General features: G+C 73.1%; 13 protein-coding genes and 1 pseudogene. 9 read left to right on the top strand and 5 right to left on the bottom strand.

All coding sequences use genetic code 11. The features are described from left to right. Positions 1–3 precede the first annotated feature (3 nt). Positions 4–438 (bottom strand): DUF3574 domain-containing protein, encoded by a 435-nt coding sequence (locus tag IF04_RS0109455; protein ID WP_245654345.1) that lies wholly within the window; start codon positions 436–438, stop codon positions 4–6. A gap of 235 nt (positions 439–673) precedes the next feature. Here IF04_RS0109455 and IF04_RS0109450 point away from each other — a divergent pair, with 235 nt between their 5' ends. The 3 genes from IF04_RS0109450 to IF04_RS0109440 all read left to right on the top strand — a co-directional run bounded on the left by IF04_RS0109450 (position 674) and on the right by IF04_RS0109440 (position 3,338). Next, positions 674–1,519: a YndJ family protein gene (locus tag IF04_RS0109450; protein ID WP_030253458.1), complete on the top strand. Its 846-nt coding sequence runs from the start codon at positions 674–676 to the stop codon at positions 1,517–1,519. Continuing rightward, on the top strand, positions 1,516–2,022 hold the full coding sequence (locus tag IF04_RS0109445; RefSeq protein WP_030253456.1) for a DUF1990 domain-containing protein: 507 nt from the start codon (positions 1,516–1,518) through the stop codon (positions 2,020–2,022). The genes IF04_RS0109450 and IF04_RS0109445 overlap by 4 nt, the downstream gene beginning before the upstream one ends. Positions 2,023–2,105: 83 nt before the next feature. Next, positions 2,106–3,338, top strand: coding sequence for a metallophosphoesterase (locus IF04_RS0109440; protein ID WP_030253454.1), 1,233 nt, complete (start codon positions 2,106–2,108; stop codon positions 3,336–3,338). An 18-nt stretch (positions 3,339–3,356) separates the two neighbouring features. Here IF04_RS0109440 and IF04_RS0109435 read toward each other — a convergent pair whose 3' ends face one another. After that, entirely contained in the window at positions 3,357–4,244 is an 888-nt protein-coding gene (locus IF04_RS0109435) for a universal stress protein (protein WP_030253452.1), read from the bottom strand. Positions 4,245–4,414: 170 nt separating this feature from the next. On the opposite strand from IF04_RS0109435, the gene IF04_RS0109430 reads away from it, so the two are divergent. Then, positions 4,415–6,478, top strand: coding sequence for a SpoIIE family protein phosphatase (locus IF04_RS0109430; protein WP_245654344.1), 2,064 nt, complete (start codon positions 4,415–4,417; stop codon positions 6,476–6,478). An 18-nt stretch (positions 6,479–6,496) separates the two neighbouring features. On the opposite strand, the gene IF04_RS0109425 is transcribed toward IF04_RS0109430, so the two are convergent. Then, the gene (locus tag IF04_RS0109425) at positions 6,497–7,894 is read right to left on the bottom strand and encodes an NADP-dependent succinic semialdehyde dehydrogenase (protein WP_030253448.1); all 1,398 of its coding nucleotides are present in this window, start codon (positions 7,892–7,894) and stop codon (positions 6,497–6,499) included. A 402-nt stretch (positions 7,895–8,296) separates the two neighbouring features. Between IF04_RS0109425 and IF04_RS0109420 the strand changes: the two genes are divergently transcribed. Beyond that, the gene (locus IF04_RS0109420; RefSeq protein ID WP_030253447.1) at positions 8,297–9,040 is read left to right on the top strand and encodes a L,D-transpeptidase family protein; all 744 of its coding nucleotides are present in this window, start codon (positions 8,297–8,299) and stop codon (positions 9,038–9,040) included. Positions 9,041–9,070: 30 nt separating this feature from the next. On the opposite strand, the gene IF04_RS0109415 is transcribed toward IF04_RS0109420, so the two are convergent. After that, positions 9,071–10,345, bottom strand: coding sequence for an MFS transporter (locus IF04_RS0109415; RefSeq protein ID WP_030253446.1), 1,275 nt, complete (start codon positions 10,343–10,345; stop codon positions 9,071–9,073). A gap of 91 nt (positions 10,346–10,436) precedes the next feature. Further along, positions 10,437–12,116: pseudogene (locus IF04_RS0109410) on the bottom strand (SpoIIE family protein phosphatase); the annotation flags it as partial. A 206-nt stretch (positions 12,117–12,322) separates the two neighbouring features. Between IF04_RS0109410 and IF04_RS0109405 the strand changes: the two are divergent. The 4 genes from IF04_RS0109405 (at position 12,323) to IF04_RS0109390 (ending at position 15,671) form a co-directional block, all read left to right on the top strand. Continuing rightward, positions 12,323–13,189: a TetR/AcrR family transcriptional regulator gene (locus IF04_RS0109405; RefSeq protein ID WP_030253444.1), complete on the top strand. Its 867-nt coding sequence runs from the start codon at positions 12,323–12,325 to the stop codon at positions 13,187–13,189. Positions 13,190–13,331: 142 nt separating this feature from the next. Further along, positions 13,332–14,219 (top strand): beta-keto acid cleavage family enzyme, encoded by an 888-nt coding sequence (locus IF04_RS0109400; protein ID WP_030253442.1) that lies wholly within the window; start codon positions 13,332–13,334, stop codon positions 14,217–14,219. A gap of 28 nt (positions 14,220–14,247) precedes the next feature. Then, positions 14,248–15,213, top strand: coding sequence for a 3-hydroxyacyl-CoA dehydrogenase NAD-binding domain-containing protein (locus IF04_RS0109395; RefSeq protein ID WP_030253439.1), 966 nt, complete (start codon positions 14,248–14,250; stop codon positions 15,211–15,213). Then, positions 15,210–15,671 carry a thioesterase family protein gene (locus IF04_RS0109390; protein ID WP_030253437.1) on the top strand — a complete coding sequence of 154 codons (462 nt, stop codon included), beginning with the start codon at positions 15,210–15,212 and terminating at the stop codon, positions 15,669–15,671. The genes IF04_RS0109395 and IF04_RS0109390 overlap by 4 nt, the downstream gene beginning before the upstream one ends. The last annotated feature ends 42 nt before the right edge of the window (positions 15,672–15,713 follow it).

The following is a 15,713-nucleotide window of genomic DNA, read 5'->3' as shown; positions in this document are numbered from 1 at the left end:
GGGTCAGAAGTCGACGCTGGTGCGGTCGTCGACCCGGGCCACGGACTCCTGGTCGAACTTCTTCTCGTAGGCGGAGCGGATCTCCTCGATCTTGCGGCCGCTGGGTCCTGCCTCGCCCGTGGGGTAGAACAGGATCAGCTCGTAGGAGCGCTCACGCTCGATGGTCCCGTTCGCGTCCCGGTACTGGCCTTCCCCTTCCTGGACGGTCAGCCCGTCCGGAAACCGGGGCGTGACGAACTCGTTCACAAAGCCCCGGAACTGCTTGTCGGTGACGGGCGGGCTGCCGTCCGGATGGGCGGTGCCGAAGAAGAGACTGGTCTCGATGTACGGCCGGCCCGCCGCCGGACCACCCGCCGCCGGGCGGTCCGCCGAGGCGGGCTCGGGAGTGAGGGCGGGCGCCGACGCGGTCGCGGCGGCGCCGAGCAGGGCGGTGGACACCGCCAGGACTGCGAGACGTACACGGGGCTGGGACGTCGATGCCAACGGTCTGCCTTTCCGGATGCGGCCGGTTGCCCACTGAAGATGCCCGACCGCCATGACCGGCACCCGGAAACGCACATACGGCCGGGCACTTCCGGCCAGCCGGCGGCACCCCTCACTTGAACGAGTTCAACTCACGGCGTACGGTCTGCCATGAGCGTTACTTGAACGCGTTCAAACGGAGGGGGCAGGCATGGACGTGATCGTCCGTATCGTCGTCATGGTGGGGATGCTGGCGGTGCTGCCGATGGGGCTCGCGCTGGTCGGCGAGCCCGGCGCGGCGCGGCTGCGCCGGATCTGGTGGCTGCCCGCTACGCTCGGCGCGGTGAGCCTGTGGCTGCCGCGCGGCCCCGCCGCCACCGCACTCGCCGCCTGTTACGCCGCGGCCACCCTCGCCCTCGCCCTGCTCGCGCCCCGGCGGCTGCTCCGCACCCGCTCGCTCGTGCCGCGCGAGATCGCCGTGCTCACCGCGCTGGTCACCCCGGCGATCGCGGGCCTCGCGCTGGTCGCCGAGCGGCACGGCACCGAGTTGTTCGGATTCGGGCTGCGCATCCTGTCGCTCACTGTGCCGCACTTCCACTTCGCCGGGTTCGCCGCCGCTCTCGTGGCGGGCCTGGTCTGCCGGGCCGGCGGCGGGCCCGCCGCGCGGTACGCGGCGCTCAGCGTCCCGGCCGGCACGCTGCTGGTGCTGGCCGGGTACTTCACCGGCGAGTGGGTGGAGTTCGCCGGGGCCGCGGTGCTCACCTGCGGCATGTGGCTGGTCGCGCTGGTCACCTGGCGCGATCTGCGGACCGCCGCGGCCGACCGCACGACCCGCGCGCTACTCGCCGTCTCGGCCGCGGTCCTCGTGGCGACCATGCTGCTGGCGCTGAGCTGGGCGCTGGGCGAGGCGAGCGGGCTGCCGCACCCGAACCTGACCTGGATGGCCGCGACCCACGGCGTGGGCAACGCGCTGGGCTTCGCGCTCTGCGCGCTGCTCGCCTGGCACCGCCTGCCGGCCTCCGCCCACCGCACCACCGGCTCGAAGGAGCGCGCATGACCGCCGCACTCAGCTACCCCGAACACGGCGCCACCCAGCACGGCCCGCTGCCCGCCGGGTACAAACATCTGCACGTCGAGGTGCCGGTCGGGCACGGCCGGGCCGTCTTCGAGCGGGCCGGTGAGGCGATCACGGCCTTCCGGATGCACCGGGCGGCCGGCGTCCGCATCCGGGCCGGTGCCGAGGTCGCCGAGCCGGGCGTGCCGGTCGAGAGCGGCCTCGGCGTCGGCCCGCTGCGGATCACCGCGCCGTGCCGGGTGGTGTGGAGCACGTACGACAGCGACCGCATCGGCTTCGGTTACGGGACGCTGGAGGGGCATCCCGAATGCGGCGAGGAGTCGTTCGTCGCGGAGCTGCGGTCCGACGGCTCCGTGTGGTTCACCGTCACCGCCTTCAGCAGAGCGGCGAGTTGGTACACGCGGCTGGCCGGGCCGTTGGTCCCGGTGTTCCAGCGGGCGTACGCGCGGCACTGCGGCCGCACGCTGCGCAGGCTCGTGCGGTAAGGGCCTGCGCCCAACCCGAACGTCTACGTCGCGTTCATGACATCTTCACCAACTGACCAGTAGGTCATGAGACAACTCCTGGCATGTGTGAGCTGATTCCGCCGCAGGCGGACATGACCGAGGACCAGTGGGTGCGGAGCGGCACGGTCCCCGGCGGGGAGCCGACCACCCCCGCCGCCACGCGCACCGCTCCCCTACTGAACCTGAACCGGCGCACGCTTCTGGGTGGCGCCGTCGCGGGCGCCGCGCTCGCCGTGCTGCCGTACGGGGCGGCCGCACCGGCCGCCGCGCAGAACCGGGCGGCGGACGGGAAGTACCCCTTCCCCACCGCACCCAACGGCAACGGGGAGTTCGCCGTGCTGGTCACCGGGGACGCCGGGACCGGCGAGGAAGGCCAGTACGCGGTGGCCGCCGCGGCGCGCGACCTGATGGCGAGCGAGCAGATCGGACTGGCCGTCGGGCTGGGCGACAACATCTACGAGAACGGACCCGAGTCGGCGCACGACTCCGAGTTCCAGGACAAGTTCGAGAAGCCCAACACCGGCATCGACGTGCCGTGGCTGATGGTCCTGGGCAACCACGACTGCTCGGGGGTGATACCGGGCAGCGGCGGCGACCCCTCGCGCGGCGACCGGGAGGTGGCCTACGCGACGACCTCGAAGCGGTGGTACATGCCGAGCCGCTACTACAGCGTGGCGCTGCCCACAGGCTCGGGCGCGGGCGACGATCCGCTCGTGGAGTTCTTCGCGCTGGACACCACGCCCGTCTCCTCCTACGTCGTACAGACCGACCCCTACTTCCACTGGGACGGCCGCTACATGCGCGAGCAGCGGGCCTGGCTGGACGGCGCGCTGAAGGAGTCGCGGGCGCAGTGGAAGATCGTGCTGGGCCACCATCCGTATCTGAACAACGGCGAGCACGGCAGCGCCGGTTCGTACGACGGCTTCACCTTCGGGCACTACACGAGCGGCGTCCACCTCAAGGAGCTGTACGAGGAGGTGGTGTGCGGGCGGGCCGATCTGATCCTGTCGGGGCACGACCACACGCTGCAGGTCCTGGAGCCCTCGGCACGCACCGGCGGCACCCGCCAGGTCGTGTGCGGCGCCGCCTCGAAGACGGGCGACGGCAAGGCCCACTTCGACGTCCCCGCGGCGTGGCAGGACTTCGCGAGCCACGGCTTCATGGTGCTGAAGGTGTCCCCGAAGGGCCTGACGATCGACGCGTACACGGTGGACGTGGCGACGCGCACGGCGAAGCTCGCGCACCGCACACGGACCGGTACGCCGGTGAACGCGCCGACCGCCGTCCGCGGCTGAGCGGGCCGGCGTACGGCGTCACCGTACGGGGATCACCGCTGTCGGGCAGTGGCCGTGCAGCAGTACCGCGTTGGCGACCGAGCCCATCAGGCCGCCGTCGCGCAGCCGGCGGCGGTGCCGGCCGACCACGACCAGGTCGGCGGCGCGGGACGCGGCGACCAGGCGGCCGGCCACGTCGCCCTGCACGAGGACCGGGTCGACCGTCACCTTCGGGTAGTGCCGCTCGATGAAGGGGAGCAGCCGCTCCTCCTGCTGGACGGAGGCGTGCGCCGCCAGCTCGCCGTCCGTGGGGCTGCCGGGCGGCAGGCTCTCGGGGGCGATGAGCATCGGGTACGGGTTCGGGTACGCGGTGACCACGCGGAGCTCGGCGTCGCGGCGCTCGGCCTCGGCGAAGGCGAAGTCCACCGTCTCGTCGGAGGTCTCCTCCGGGTGCAGCCCGAGCACGACCCGGCCCTGCGTGCCGGCCCCCGGCTCCGCGCGCCGCTCGTCGGGCACGACCACGACCGGGCAGGCGGCCCGCATGGCGGCGGCCCGGCCCGCCGAGCCGAGCAGCAGGCTGGTGAAGCCGCCGCGGCCGCGCGAGCCGAGGACCAGCAGCCGGGCCTGTGCGCTCAGCCGGATCAGCGTCGAGGTGGACGCGCCGTGCGCGGAGAGGTACCGCGTCTCGGGGGCGTCGGCGCGCTCGGCGAGGTGTTTCCGGACGTCCTGCAGCACGGGGTCGCCCGGGTCGGGGACCGGGTGCGGGTGGGCGTCGCCGAGCGCGCGGGGCATGGGGGTGATCGGCCAGACGTGCACCGCGTGCAGCGGGGACCCGGCGAGCCGGGCCGCGCCGGCCGCCCAGTCCAGCGCCCGGAGGCTGTTCACCGAACCGTCGACGCCGGCGATGACGGGAAGGGTGCTGTTCACGATCTCCTCGATCCGTCGGTGCGGGCACCGCCTCTCGGGTGCCCTGGTGTCCTGGTGGCCGCGGCGGGCGGCGGTGCCCGTGCGCGCGGGGTGACGGCGCCGCGTACGGTCCGGGACACCCCGCCGTCCTCAGTACCCATCCTTACCCAATATGACCGTAAGATCCCGATATGGAGTGGAGCTGGGACGGCATGGAGGAGCGGCCGCCGATCGATCTGCCCGACCTGCTCGCGCTCAACCGCATGGGCTCCTTCGACTGGAACCTGGACAGCGGTGCCTTCGCGCTGGACGCGGGCGGGCTCGCGGTCTTCGACCTGCACGCGCGGGAGTTCGACGGGACGCGCCTGGCGCTGCTCCAGCGGGTTCCGCAGGAGGAGGGCTACCGCCTGGACAACGCCGTCGTGCAGGCGATCCAGCAGGGCCGGCGGTCCTGCGGCGTCTACTTCCGCATCCGCTGCCGGGACGGCACACCGCGGTGGACGCACCTCCAGGGCCGGATCCTGCGCAGCGAGGCGGGCCGCCCGTACCGGATGGCCGGGATCGTCCGCGAGGCCACCACCGAGCTGGCCGATTCGGCGCTGCTGGCCATCCCCGACGAGGAGCGCGAGCGGCAGACCACGCTGGTGCAGTGGACCACCACCGCGCTGTCCCGGGCGCTGTCGGTCCAGGACGTCACCGATGTGCTCACCGACCGCGACGGCCCGCTGCGGCTGGGCGCCGACGCGCTGATCCTGGGCCTGGTCGACAACGGCGTCTTCGACGTCATCGCGGCCACGGAGCCGCTGGGCGTGCCCGAACTGCTGCACATCCCGCTGGACCGCACGCTGCCGCTCTCCGAGGCGGCGCTCACCCGCGAGCCGGCCTTCCTCACCTCCCGCGAGGACCTGCTGCGGCGCTACCCGCGGCTGGAGCCGTACATCGAGGGCATCGGCGTCCGCGGCGCGGCGTTCCTGCCGCTGGTCGCCCAGGACAAGGTGATCGGCGCGCTCGGGCTGGTCGACACCGAGCCGAGGACGCACACGGCGGCGGACCGGAACCTGGCGCTCGCGCTGGCCGGCGTCATCGCGCAGTCCCTCCAGCGGGCCACCCTCTTCGACCAGGAACGGGAGTTCGCGACCGGGCTGCAGGCAGCGATGCTGCCGCGCCGGGTCCCCGCCATCACCGGCGGCGACGTCGCGGTCCGCTACCAGGCGGCGCGCACCGGCCGGGACGTGGGCGGCGACTGGTACGACGTGATCCCGCTGCCGCAGGGCCGTACCGGGGTGGTGATCGGCGACGTGCAGGGGCACGACACCCATGCGGCGGCCGTGATGGGCCAGCTCCGGATCGCGCTGCGCGCCTACGCCGGCGAGGGGCATCCGCCGCAGACGGTGCTGGGGCGGGCCTCCCGGTTCCTGGCCGAGCTGGAGACCGAGCGGTTCGCGACCTGTACGTACATCCAGGCGGACCTCTCCTCGGGCGTGCTGCACGTGGCCCGGGCGGGGCATCTGGAGCCGATGATCGCGGACACGGAGCGGCATGTGCACTGGCCGACCGTGCACGGCGGGCTGCCGCTGGGGCTCGCCACCGTCTTCGGCGAGGACCACTATCCGGAGACGCAGCTGTTCCTGGAGCCGGGCTCCACGCTGCTGCTGTGCACCGACGGCCTGGTCGAGCAGCCGGGCCTGGACATCCTCGCCGGGATCAAGGCGCTGACCAGCGCGGTACAGGACGGCCCCGGCGAGCTGGACGCGCTCGCCGACCACCTCTCGGAGCTGCTGTGGGAGCAGCCGGGCTCCCCCGACGACATGGCCCTGTTGCTGCTGCGCCGGCTGGCCGAGCCCGGCGGCCCGGCCACGCCGCGCCTGCGGCTGCACGTCCACCAGGCCGACCCGGCGGGCCCGTCCGAGGTCCGTGCCGAGCTGCGGCGGATGCTGGACCAGTGGCGGGCCGGGGAGGTGGCGGGCGATGTCACGCTGGTGGCCAGCGAGCTGATCACCAACGCGCTGCGGCACACCGACAGCGGGGCGCTGGTCTCGCTGGAGCTGCTGTCCGGCCCGCCGGGCCGGGTCCGGCTGGAGGTCGAGGACCGGTCCAGCCACTGGCCGCGGCGGCGCAGCCCCGGCGAGACCGCCACCTCGGGGCGCGGCCTGCTGCTCGTCGAGGCGCTCTCGGACCGGTGGGGCGCGGAGGCCCGGGGCGCGGGCAAGGCGCTGTGGTGCGAGTTCACCGTGCCCGCGCCCGGGAGCGCGTGAGGCGTCGGTCATGGGCGGTCAGCCCTTGGCGCCGTACCAGACCGTGGTGATGTTGCAGAACTCGCGGATGCCGTGGTCGCCCAGCTCCCGGCCGTACCCGGAGCGCTTGGTGCCGCCGAACGGCATCCCCGGGTGCGAGGCGGTCATCCCGTTGAAGAAGACGCCGCCCGCCCGGAGGTCGCGGACCAGCCGCTCCTGTTCGTCCGCGTCCTCGGTCCAGGCGTTCGAACTGAGGCCGAAGGAGGTGTCGTTGGCGATCTCGATCGCCTCGTCCAGGCCGGCGGCCGGGAAGAGGGTGGCGACCGGCCCGAACGCCTCCTCGTAGTAGATCTTCATCTCCTTGGTGACGTCGGCGAGCACGGTCGGCTCGTAGAACCAGCCGCGGTCCAGGCCCTTGGGCCGGCCTCCGCCGCACAGCACGGTGGCGCCGTGCATCGTGGCGTCGTCGACCAGCTCCTCCAGGTCGGAGCGGCCCTGCTCGCTGGAGAGCGGGCCCACATGGGTCTCGTCCGCCATCGGGTCGCCGACCTTGAGCGCGGCCATCTTCTCGGCGAAGCGGGAGGCGAACTCGTCGTAGACATCGGTATGGACGATGAAGCGCTTGGCGGCGATGCAGGACTGGCCGTTGTTCTGCACGCGGGCGGTGACGGCGGTGGACACCGCCTTCTCCAGGTCGGCCGAGGGCAGCACCAAGTACGGGTCGCTGCCGCCCAGTTCGAGCACCGTCTTCTTGATCTCGTCACCGGCGATGGACGCGACCGAGCGGCCGGCGGGCTCGCTGCCGGTCAGCGTCGCGGCGGCCACCCGGGGGTCGCGCAGGACCATCTCGACCGAACCGGACCCGATCAGCAGCGTCTGGAAGGCGCCGTCGGGGAAGCCCGCGCGGCGGAAGAGGTCCTCGATGTACAGGGCGGTCTGCGGGACGTTCGAGGAGTGCTTGAGCAGGCCGACGTTGCCCGCCATCAGCGCGGGCGCGGCGAAGCGGATCACCTGCCACAGCGGGAAGTTCCACGGCATGACCGCGAGGACCGGGCCCAGCGGGCGGTAGCGCACGTAGGCGCGGGCCGCGCCGGAGTCCTTGATGTCGGCGGCCCGGGGGTGCTCGTCGGCGAGCAGCGCCTCGGCGTGGTCGGCGTACCAGCGCATCGTCTTCACGCATTTGGCGGCCTCCGCGCGGGCCTGCGCCAGCGGCTTGCCCATCTCGGTGGTCATCGTGCGGGCGATGTCGTCGGCGTCGGCCTCCAGCAGCTCCGCCGCCTTGCGCAGCAGGTTGGCGCGCCGGTCGAAGCCGGTCGTGCGGTACTCCTGCCAGGCCTGCTCCGCCCGGACCAGCCGGTCCTCGATCTCGCCTTCATTGAGCGCGTCGAACGTCTTGAGGGTCTCGCCGGTGGCCGGATTCACCGTGGCGATGGCCATGGGAAGCACCTCTCCTTCTGGTGGTGCGGGTGCGGCGTCAATAGGGCATGCGGGTCAGCCCAGCGGGCTGGGCTGCGGTGACGGTTCCGGTACCGGGTCGGGATTCGGCCCTGGCGGGCGCGGGACCGGGGACGGTTCGGGCGTGGGCGGTACGGGGTCGGGCGGGCCCGGCACGGGGTCCGGAACCGGCCCGGGGCCCGGGTTGGGCGGTGTCGGGCCGCCGGGGTCGTGAGCGCGCGCGGGGTGCGGCTGCCGTTCCACGGAAGACCTCCTGGATCTCACGGTGTGGTGCGTGCCGCGGGCGGTCCGCCCGCGGCGGTGGTTTCTCTCCTGGCCCCCGTACCCGAGTCTGGCCCGGCTATCGCTACCGCGCGCGGTGGGATTCCGCCCTACAGTGCCGTCATGAAGCGTTCGTTCCTGGCAATGGCAGCCGGTGCGGCCGCGCTCGCGCTGGCCGGCACGGCCGGCTCCGGCCCGGCCGCGGCAGAGCCCGGGCACCCGACGACGGACCGGACGGGCGCGCCGCTGCCCGCCCGGATGGCGGACACCGGCGGCGGCCGGCAGCTCATCACGGCCGAGGCGCCGCGGACCTCGTCCACCCACGGGCGGCTGATCTGGTGGGAGAAGCGGCACGGCGAGTGGCGGCAGGCGGGCTCGGCGCCCGCCCGTTTCGGCGCGAAGGGCCTGGCCGAGGGCAGTACCCGCAAGCAGGGCACGAACACCACACCCACCGGCCTGTACGACCTGCCGTACGGCTTCGGGATCGGCGCGGCCCCGGCCGGTACGGAGGTCTCCTACCGCCGGGTGCACGACAACTCCTGGTGGTGCGAGGACAACGCCTCGGCGTCGTACAACCGCTGGGCCGAGCCGCTGCCCGCCGACTGCGCCGCGAAGGAGTCGGAGCGACTGGCCGACTACCCGACGCAGTACGACCGGGCGCTGGTCATCGGCTTCAACTACGACAAGCCGGTGCGCGGCCGCGGCGCCGGGATCTTCCTGCACGTCAACGGCAAGGGCGCGACTGCCGGCTGCGTGTCGGTGCCGGCGGGCGCGATGGCCCGCGTCCTGGCCTGGGCGGATCCGGAGAAGCGGCCGCACATCGCGATCGGGACGCGGTCGGGGGACACGGCGATCACGCGGTACTGACCGTCTGTGTCCAAGCGCCCGTGCCGCGCGTCAGGGCTGCGGGTTCCGCGCGTCGTACCGGGCGAAGGCGGGGCGGCTCAGGCCGAGTAGGGCCACCACGACGACGCACGCCAGGCCGCCGCCGACCACGGCGACGGCCGGGGTGGCGAGGTCGGCGGCCGAGCCGGCGAGGAAGTCGCCGAGCCGCGGCCCGCCCGCGACCACGACGATGAAGACGCCTTGTAGCCGGCCGCGCATCCGGTCCGGGGTGGCGGCCTGCAGCATCGTGGAGCGGAAGACCATCGAGACGGTGTCGGCGCAGCCCGCGACCGCGAGGAAGACGAGGCCGAGCCAGAGGTTGCGGGTGAGGCCGAAGACGGCGATGGCGGCGCCCCACGCCGCGACGGCGAGCAGGATCGCGAGGCCGTGCCTCCGGATCGCGCCCAGCCAGCCGGAGAACAGCCCGCCCAGTACGGCGCCGACGGCGGGCGCGGCGACCAGCAGCCCGACGGTCTTGGCGTCGCCGCCGAACCACAGCACGGCGACGGCCGGGAAGAGCGCGCGCGGCTGGGCCAGCACCATCGCTGCCATGTCGGCGAAGAAGGTCATCCGCAGGTTGGGGCGGGTGGCGAGGAAGCGCAGGCCGTCCAGTACCGAGGCGCGCTTGGGCTTGCCGCCGTCCGCGCCCGGCTCCTGGTCGGGGCGCATCGAGGGCAGCCGCCACATCGCGTACAGGGACGCGGAGAAGGCGACGACGTCGATGAGGTACGCGGCCTGGTAGCCCCACAGGCCGACGATGACGCCGCCCAGCATCGGGCCGCCCATCAGGCCGAGGTTGCTGGTGAGGGAGTTCAGGGCGTTGGCCGCGGGGAGCTGCTCGGTGGGCAGCAGGCGCGGGATCATCGACGCGCGGGCCGGGGAGTTCATCGCGAAGCAGACGGCCTGGAGGGCGACGACGACGTACAGCAGCCAGACCTGCTGTACGTGGAGCAGCGCGGCGGCGGCGAGCACCACGGACATCGCGGTGGCGCCGAGGGCGCTGGCCAGGCCCAGGGTGCGGCGGTCGACGGTGTCGGCGATGGCGCCGCCGTAGAGCCCGAAGACGACGAGCGGGACGAGCGAGCAGAGGCCGACCAGACCGACCGAGAACGTCGAGTGGGTGATGTCGTAGACCTGGAGCGAGACCGCGAGCGCGGTCATCTGCTGGCCCACCCAGGAGACGGTGTTGCCGGTCCACAGACGGCGGTAGTCGACGGAGGTACGCAGCGGTGTGAGGTCGGCGAATATGCGCGAGCGCAGGCCGGCGGGGGCGGTCTCAGTGGGCACGCGGCAGTAAAACACGGCGCACGGGGACTGTATGTGGCGGGGGCCACCTTGAGCCCTTACCGGCTGCAGAGGGCAGCTACTGGTGGGGGCGGGGTGTGCCGCTGCGGCGGAGGAGCAGGAGCGCCATGTCGTCCTCGCCGTCGCCGCTGAGGGACAGCGCGCACAGCCGGTCGGCGAGCTGCTGGACGTCCTGCGGTCCGGTGCGGACCTCCCTGGCCAGTTGGGCCATTCCCTCGTCGAGGTCGGCGCCGGGCCGCTCGACCAGGCCGTCGGTGCACAGCACCAGCGTTTCGCCGGGCGCGACACGCACCGTGGTGACCGGGTAGTCCAGGAGGCCGAACTGGGCGGACAGGCCGAGCGGCAGCCCGCCGCCCACGGGCAGCCGGCGGCAGATGCCCTCGGCGTGCCGCAGCAGCGGGTCGATGTGCCCGGCGCGGACGATCTGCAGGGCGCCGGTGGTCAGGTCGATCTCGGCGTAGAGGCAGGTGGCGAAGCGCTCGGTGTCCAGTTCGTACAGGAAGGCGGAGGCGCGGGCCATTACCGTGGCGGGCGCGTGGCCCTCGGCGGCGTACGCGCGCAGCACGATGCGGAGCTGACCCATGACAGTGGCGGCCTGGATGTCATGGCCCTGGACGTCGCCGATGACGACGGCGAGCCGCCCACCGGGCAGCTGGATCACGTCGTACCAGTCGCCGCCGATCTCCCGGCCGAGCCGCGCCGCGCGGTAGCGCACCGCGACCTGGGCGCCCCGGACGGCGGGGATGCGGCGCGGCAGCATGGCCTGCTGGAGCGCTTCGGCGAGGTCGTGCTCCTGGTCGAAGAGCATGGCCCGGGCGAGGCTCTGCGCGATGCTGCTGCCGAGCGCCACGAGGATGCTGCGCTCGTGGGTGCCGAAGTCGCTCTCCTCGCGGTAGAAGAGGCCGAGTACGCCGATCGGGCGGGCCTGCGCGATCAGCGGGAGGTAGGCCGCCGAGCCGATGTCCAGGGGCTGGATGTGCGGCCACAGGCGCGGGTAGCAGGCGGCGAACTCGGCGCGGGACCGGACGAAGCGCGGCGTGAGCGTGCGGACGACCTCGCTCATCGGGAACTCGTCCGCCACCCGGGTGAACCGGTGCTCCGGTACGAAGCTGCCGGACTGTCCCTCGGAGACGAGCCGGATGTGGCCGGCCTCCACCAGCCCGACGATGACGTTCTCCGCGCCGAGCCGGCTCAGCCCCTGGCTGTCGCCCAGGACCGCGATGACGTCGCCGACGGTCCTGGCGTGCGCGAGCGCCGCGGTGGTGCGCTCCACGACGGAGCTGTGCCGGCGGCGGCGCTGGGTCCCCTGCTTCGCCGGGTTCGCGGTGCGGGAGAGCGCCAGTTCCTGGCGGGCGTCGCGGACGATGCCGATGATGCGGTACGGCCGCCCGGTGCTGTCCCGGTGGATGGCGCCGTGGGTGTGGGTCCAGCGCAGCGTGCCGTCGCGGCAGCGGACGCGGAAGTACGCGCCGTACGAGGCGCTGCCCTCCTTGATGGCCTGGGCGACCAGGGAGTCCAGGCGGGCGGACTCGGCGGGCGGCACGCGGCAGGCGAGCGTCTCGGGGCGGCCGTCGTACTCGCCGGGGCGCAGGTCGAAGACCCGTAGCGCGGCGGCGTCCATGTGCATGCGCCCGCGCTTCAGGTCCCAGTCGAAGCCCCCCATTCCGTTGAGCGCCAGGATCAGGTCCGGCGGGGCGGGCCACTGCTCCGGTGCCGACACGGCAGGGGGCGGCTGCGCGCCCCGTTCGGCCATGTTCGTCACTTTGCCACATTTCCGCCCTTACGGGGTGCCCGCGCCTCGGGCATGTGCGACTGGGCCGCAACCCTGACTTTCTCATCAGTCAGTCCTCATCACGTGGCGTTTTCCCGCTGAATATCGGCGTTTGATGGGCGTTTGAAGGCCCTCTTTCTGGCGCAAGGCGTTGCGCTGATCTCATCACGCTGCTACGGTCCCGAGCCATGCACGAAGACCCCGGCACCCGGCTCGCCGACGAGAGCGGCGACCTCACGGACCGCGTCAAGCAGGTGATCGACGGCATGGGCTGCAGCCGCCGTGAGTTCGCCCGGCGGATCGTGATGGACCCGTCCAAGCTGTCCCGGTCCCTCAGCGGGACCCGGCGCTTCACCGTCGCCGAGATCGTCCGCATCGCCGAGATCGGCGGGGTGGACGCGGGCCGGCTGCTGGGCTCCCGGGCCGAGGCGCCCGCGCCGCCGGGGGACGACGCCGGGCCCGCCGCGCTCCCCGAGGGCGGCCGGCCGCTGCAGATCGTCCGCGAGACGGTCCGGCTGATCGCCGAGCACGGCTTCCACTCCGTGCGCGTCGCCGACATCGCCGCCGCCTGCGGGACGAGCACGGCCGCCATCCACTACCACTTCCCCGGCCGGGACGACCTCCTGGAGGCCGCCGTCCGCTGGTGCATGGACGAGGACACCGAGCGCCGCGCGCAGGGCCTGGCCGGCGCGATCGACGCCCGCGAGGAGCTGCTGCACCTCATCGCGCTGCAGACGCCGCGTACGGAGCAGCAGCGCCGGCAGTGGCTGGTCTGGCTGGACATGTGGGCGCAGGCGGCGCGCTCCACCGAGGTCGGACGACTGCACGACCACTACTACCGGCAGTGGCGGAACACCGTCGCCGGCGTCGTGCGGCGCGGCGTCGAGCAGGGCGTCTTCCGCCCCGTCGACGTGGAGTTCACCGCGCTCCGGCTGACCGCGCTGATCGACGGCCTGGCCACGCAGGTACTGGCCACGGCCCCCGGCAGTACGACCCCCGACTCCATGCACGCCGCGCTGATCGCCTTCGTGGAAAGCGAACTGACCGCCCCGTAAGGCACTCCCCCGGACGAGACCGTCCGCCCCCCGATCGTGTGCGGGCAGGCGTGGCCGACGCCTGCCCGCACACCCCCTCTTCGCACCCTCTGCCGTCACCTGACGGCACGTCACCCCACCACCCGCAGAAGGGACTCCCGTCATGAACGACGAGGTCATCATCACCTGTGCGCTGACCGGCGCGGGCGACACCGTACGCCGCTCCCCGTACGTCCCCGTGACGCCGGAGCAGATCGCGAAGTCCGCCGTGGAGGCGGCGGACGCGGGCGCCGCCGTGGTCCACATCCACGTCCGCGACCCCGAGACCGGCGACCCCTCGCGCGACCCGAAGCTGTACGCGGAGGTCGTGGAGCGCATCAAGGAGACCGGCACCGACGTCGTCATCAACCTGACCGCCGGCATGGGCGGCGACCTGGTGCTCGACCCCGACCAGCCGCTGGAGAAGGGCGCGCAGCCGGGCACCGACCTGGTCGGCGGGCTGGACCGGCTGCCGCACGTCGAGGACCTGCTCCCGGACATCTGCACGTTGGACTGCGGGTCGCTGAACTTCGGCGACAACCTCTACATCTCCACCCCGGAGATGCTGCGCAAGGGCGCCAAGCGCATCCAGGAGCTGGGCGTCCGGCCCGAGCTGGAGATCTTCGACACCGGTCAGCTGTGGTTCGCCAAGCAGCTGCGCGCCGAGGGGCTGCTGGACGACCCGACCATCTTCCAGCTCTGCATGGACATCCCGTGGGGCGCGCCGGCCGACCCGGGCGTGCTGCAGGCGATGGTCAACATGCTGCCGGAGAACGCGCAGTGGGCCAGCTTCGCGCTCGGCCGGATGCAGATGCCGTGGGTCGCCCAGTCCATCCTGCTCGGCGGCAACGTCCGCGTCGGCCTGGAGGACAACCTGTACCTCTCCAAGGGCGTGAAGGCCACCAATGCGCAGCTCGTGGAGCGCGCCGTGACCATCACCGAGACCCTCGGCGCCAAGGTCGCCACCCCCGACCAGGCCCGGGCCCGCCTCGGCCTGAAGCCGCGCGCCTGACGTACGTCCCACCTCTTTGGAGCCCCGCATGACCGCTACCCCTCCCCTCGCCCCCGAAGACGTACGCAAGGTCGCCTGCATAGGCGCCGGCGTCATCGGCGGCGGCTGGGTCGCCCACTTCCTCGCCCGTGGTTACGACGTGACCGCCTGGGACCCGGCCGACGACGCCGAGGAGAAGCTGCGCCGCCTCGTCGACGCCGCCTGGCCCGCCCTCGTGCAGATGGGTCTCGCCGACGGCGCCTCCAAGGACCGCCTCACCGTCGCGCCCACCCTCGCCGAGGCCGTCGCCGACGCCGACTTCGTGCAGGAGAGCGCCCCGGAGAAGCTGGAGCTCAAGCGCTCGCTGCTGGCCGAGCTGACCGCCGCCACCCGCCCCGGCGTGGTCGTGGCCTCCTCGACCTCCGGCTACCCGATGTCCGACATGCACAGCGACGCCGCCGACAACGGCCGCCTCGTCGTCGGTCACCCGTTCAACCCGCCGTACCTGATCCCGCTCGTCGAGGTCGTCGGCGGCGAGAAGACCGACCGCGCGGCCGTCGAGTGGGCCTCCCGCTTCTACGACATCGCGGGCAAGTCCGTGATCACCATGGACCGCGAGCTGCCCGGCTTCATCGCCAACCGCCTGCAGGAGGCCCTGTGGCGCGAGGCGCTGCACATGGTCGCCAACGGGGAGGCGACCGTGAAGGACATCGACGACTCCATCACCGAGGGCCCGGGTCTGCGCTGGGCGTTCATGGGCCCGATGCTCACCTTCGCGCTGGCCGGCGGCGAGGGCGGCATGGCGCACATGCTCGACCACTTCGGCCCGTCCCTGAAGTCCCCGTGGACCCGGCTGGAGGCCCCGGAGCTGGACCGCGCGCTGCGGGACGCGGTGGTCGAGGGCTGCGACGAGGCCGCGGACGGCCGTACGTACGCGGACCTGGTGGCCGAGCGCGACCAGGGCGTCATCGACGTACTGCGGGCGACCGGCCGCCTCGGCAAGGCCGCCGAGTGACGGCGGCAGCGCTCCCGCTCTTCCGGCAGCCCGTCAAGGACGAGTGGATCGACTACAACGGCCACCTGAGCGAGGCGTACTACGTGCTCGTCTTCGGGTTCGCCACGGACGCGCTGATGGCGGAGACCGGGCTGGGCCCGGAATACCGCGAGGCGAGCGGCTGCTCGCTGTACACGGTCGAGGCCCATGTCCGGTACCTGAACGAGGTCGCCCGGGACTCCGAACTCGTCGTCCGGACAACGGTGCTGGGCGCGGACGCCAAGAAGGTCCGCTTCCTGCACGAGATGTTCGTGGGTGACAAGGACGGCGACCCGGTCGCCACGGAGGAGCTCTTCGCCCTCCACGTCGACCAGGCCACGGGCCGCTCGGCCACGCTGCCCGAGGCGGTGCGCGACCGGCTCACCGCGCTGACCGGCCCCGCACCCGAATGGGCGGGCCGGGGTATCCGGGAGGTCTGAAACGGCGGGGCTCCCGGACACCGCTCCAGGGGCCCCGCCGCG

The sequence above is a fragment of the Streptomyces violens genome (assembly GCF_000717745.1).
GTDB classification, from domain to species: domain Bacteria; phylum Actinomycetota; class Actinomycetes; order Streptomycetales; family Streptomycetaceae; genus Streptomyces; species Streptomyces violens.
The sequence above is the reverse complement of the archived record's forward strand: the minus strand, read 5'-3'. Positions and strand labels throughout refer to the sequence as shown.

Bases quoted from the DNA above. Each gene is read 5' to 3' on its own strand.
- IF04_RS0109450 (WP_030253458.1), top strand. From the start codon at position 674: ATGGACGTGATCGTCCGTATCGTCGTCATGGTGGGGATGCTGGCGGTG.
- IF04_RS0109445 (WP_030253456.1), top strand. From the start codon at position 1,516: ATGACCGCCGCACTCAGCTACCCCGAACACGGCGCCACCCAGCACGGC.
- IF04_RS0109440 (WP_030253454.1), top strand. From the start codon at position 2,106: ATGTGTGAGCTGATTCCGCCGCAGGCGGACATGACCGAGGACCAGTGG.
- IF04_RS0109430 (WP_245654344.1), top strand. From the start codon at position 4,415: ATGGAGTGGAGCTGGGACGGCATGGAGGAGCGGCCGCCGATCGATCTG.
- IF04_RS0109425 (WP_030253448.1), bottom strand. From the start codon at position 7,894: ATGGCCATCGCCACGGTGAATCCGGCCACCGGCGAGACCCTCAAGACG.
- IF04_RS0109420 (WP_030253447.1), top strand. From the start codon at position 8,297: ATGAAGCGTTCGTTCCTGGCAATGGCAGCCGGTGCGGCCGCGCTCGCG.
- IF04_RS0109405 (WP_030253444.1), top strand. From the start codon at position 12,323: ATGCACGAAGACCCCGGCACCCGGCTCGCCGACGAGAGCGGCGACCTC.
- IF04_RS0109400 (WP_030253442.1), top strand. From the start codon at position 13,332: ATGAACGACGAGGTCATCATCACCTGTGCGCTGACCGGCGCGGGCGAC.
- IF04_RS0109395 (WP_030253439.1), top strand. From the start codon at position 14,248: ATGACCGCTACCCCTCCCCTCGCCCCCGAAGACGTACGCAAGGTCGCC.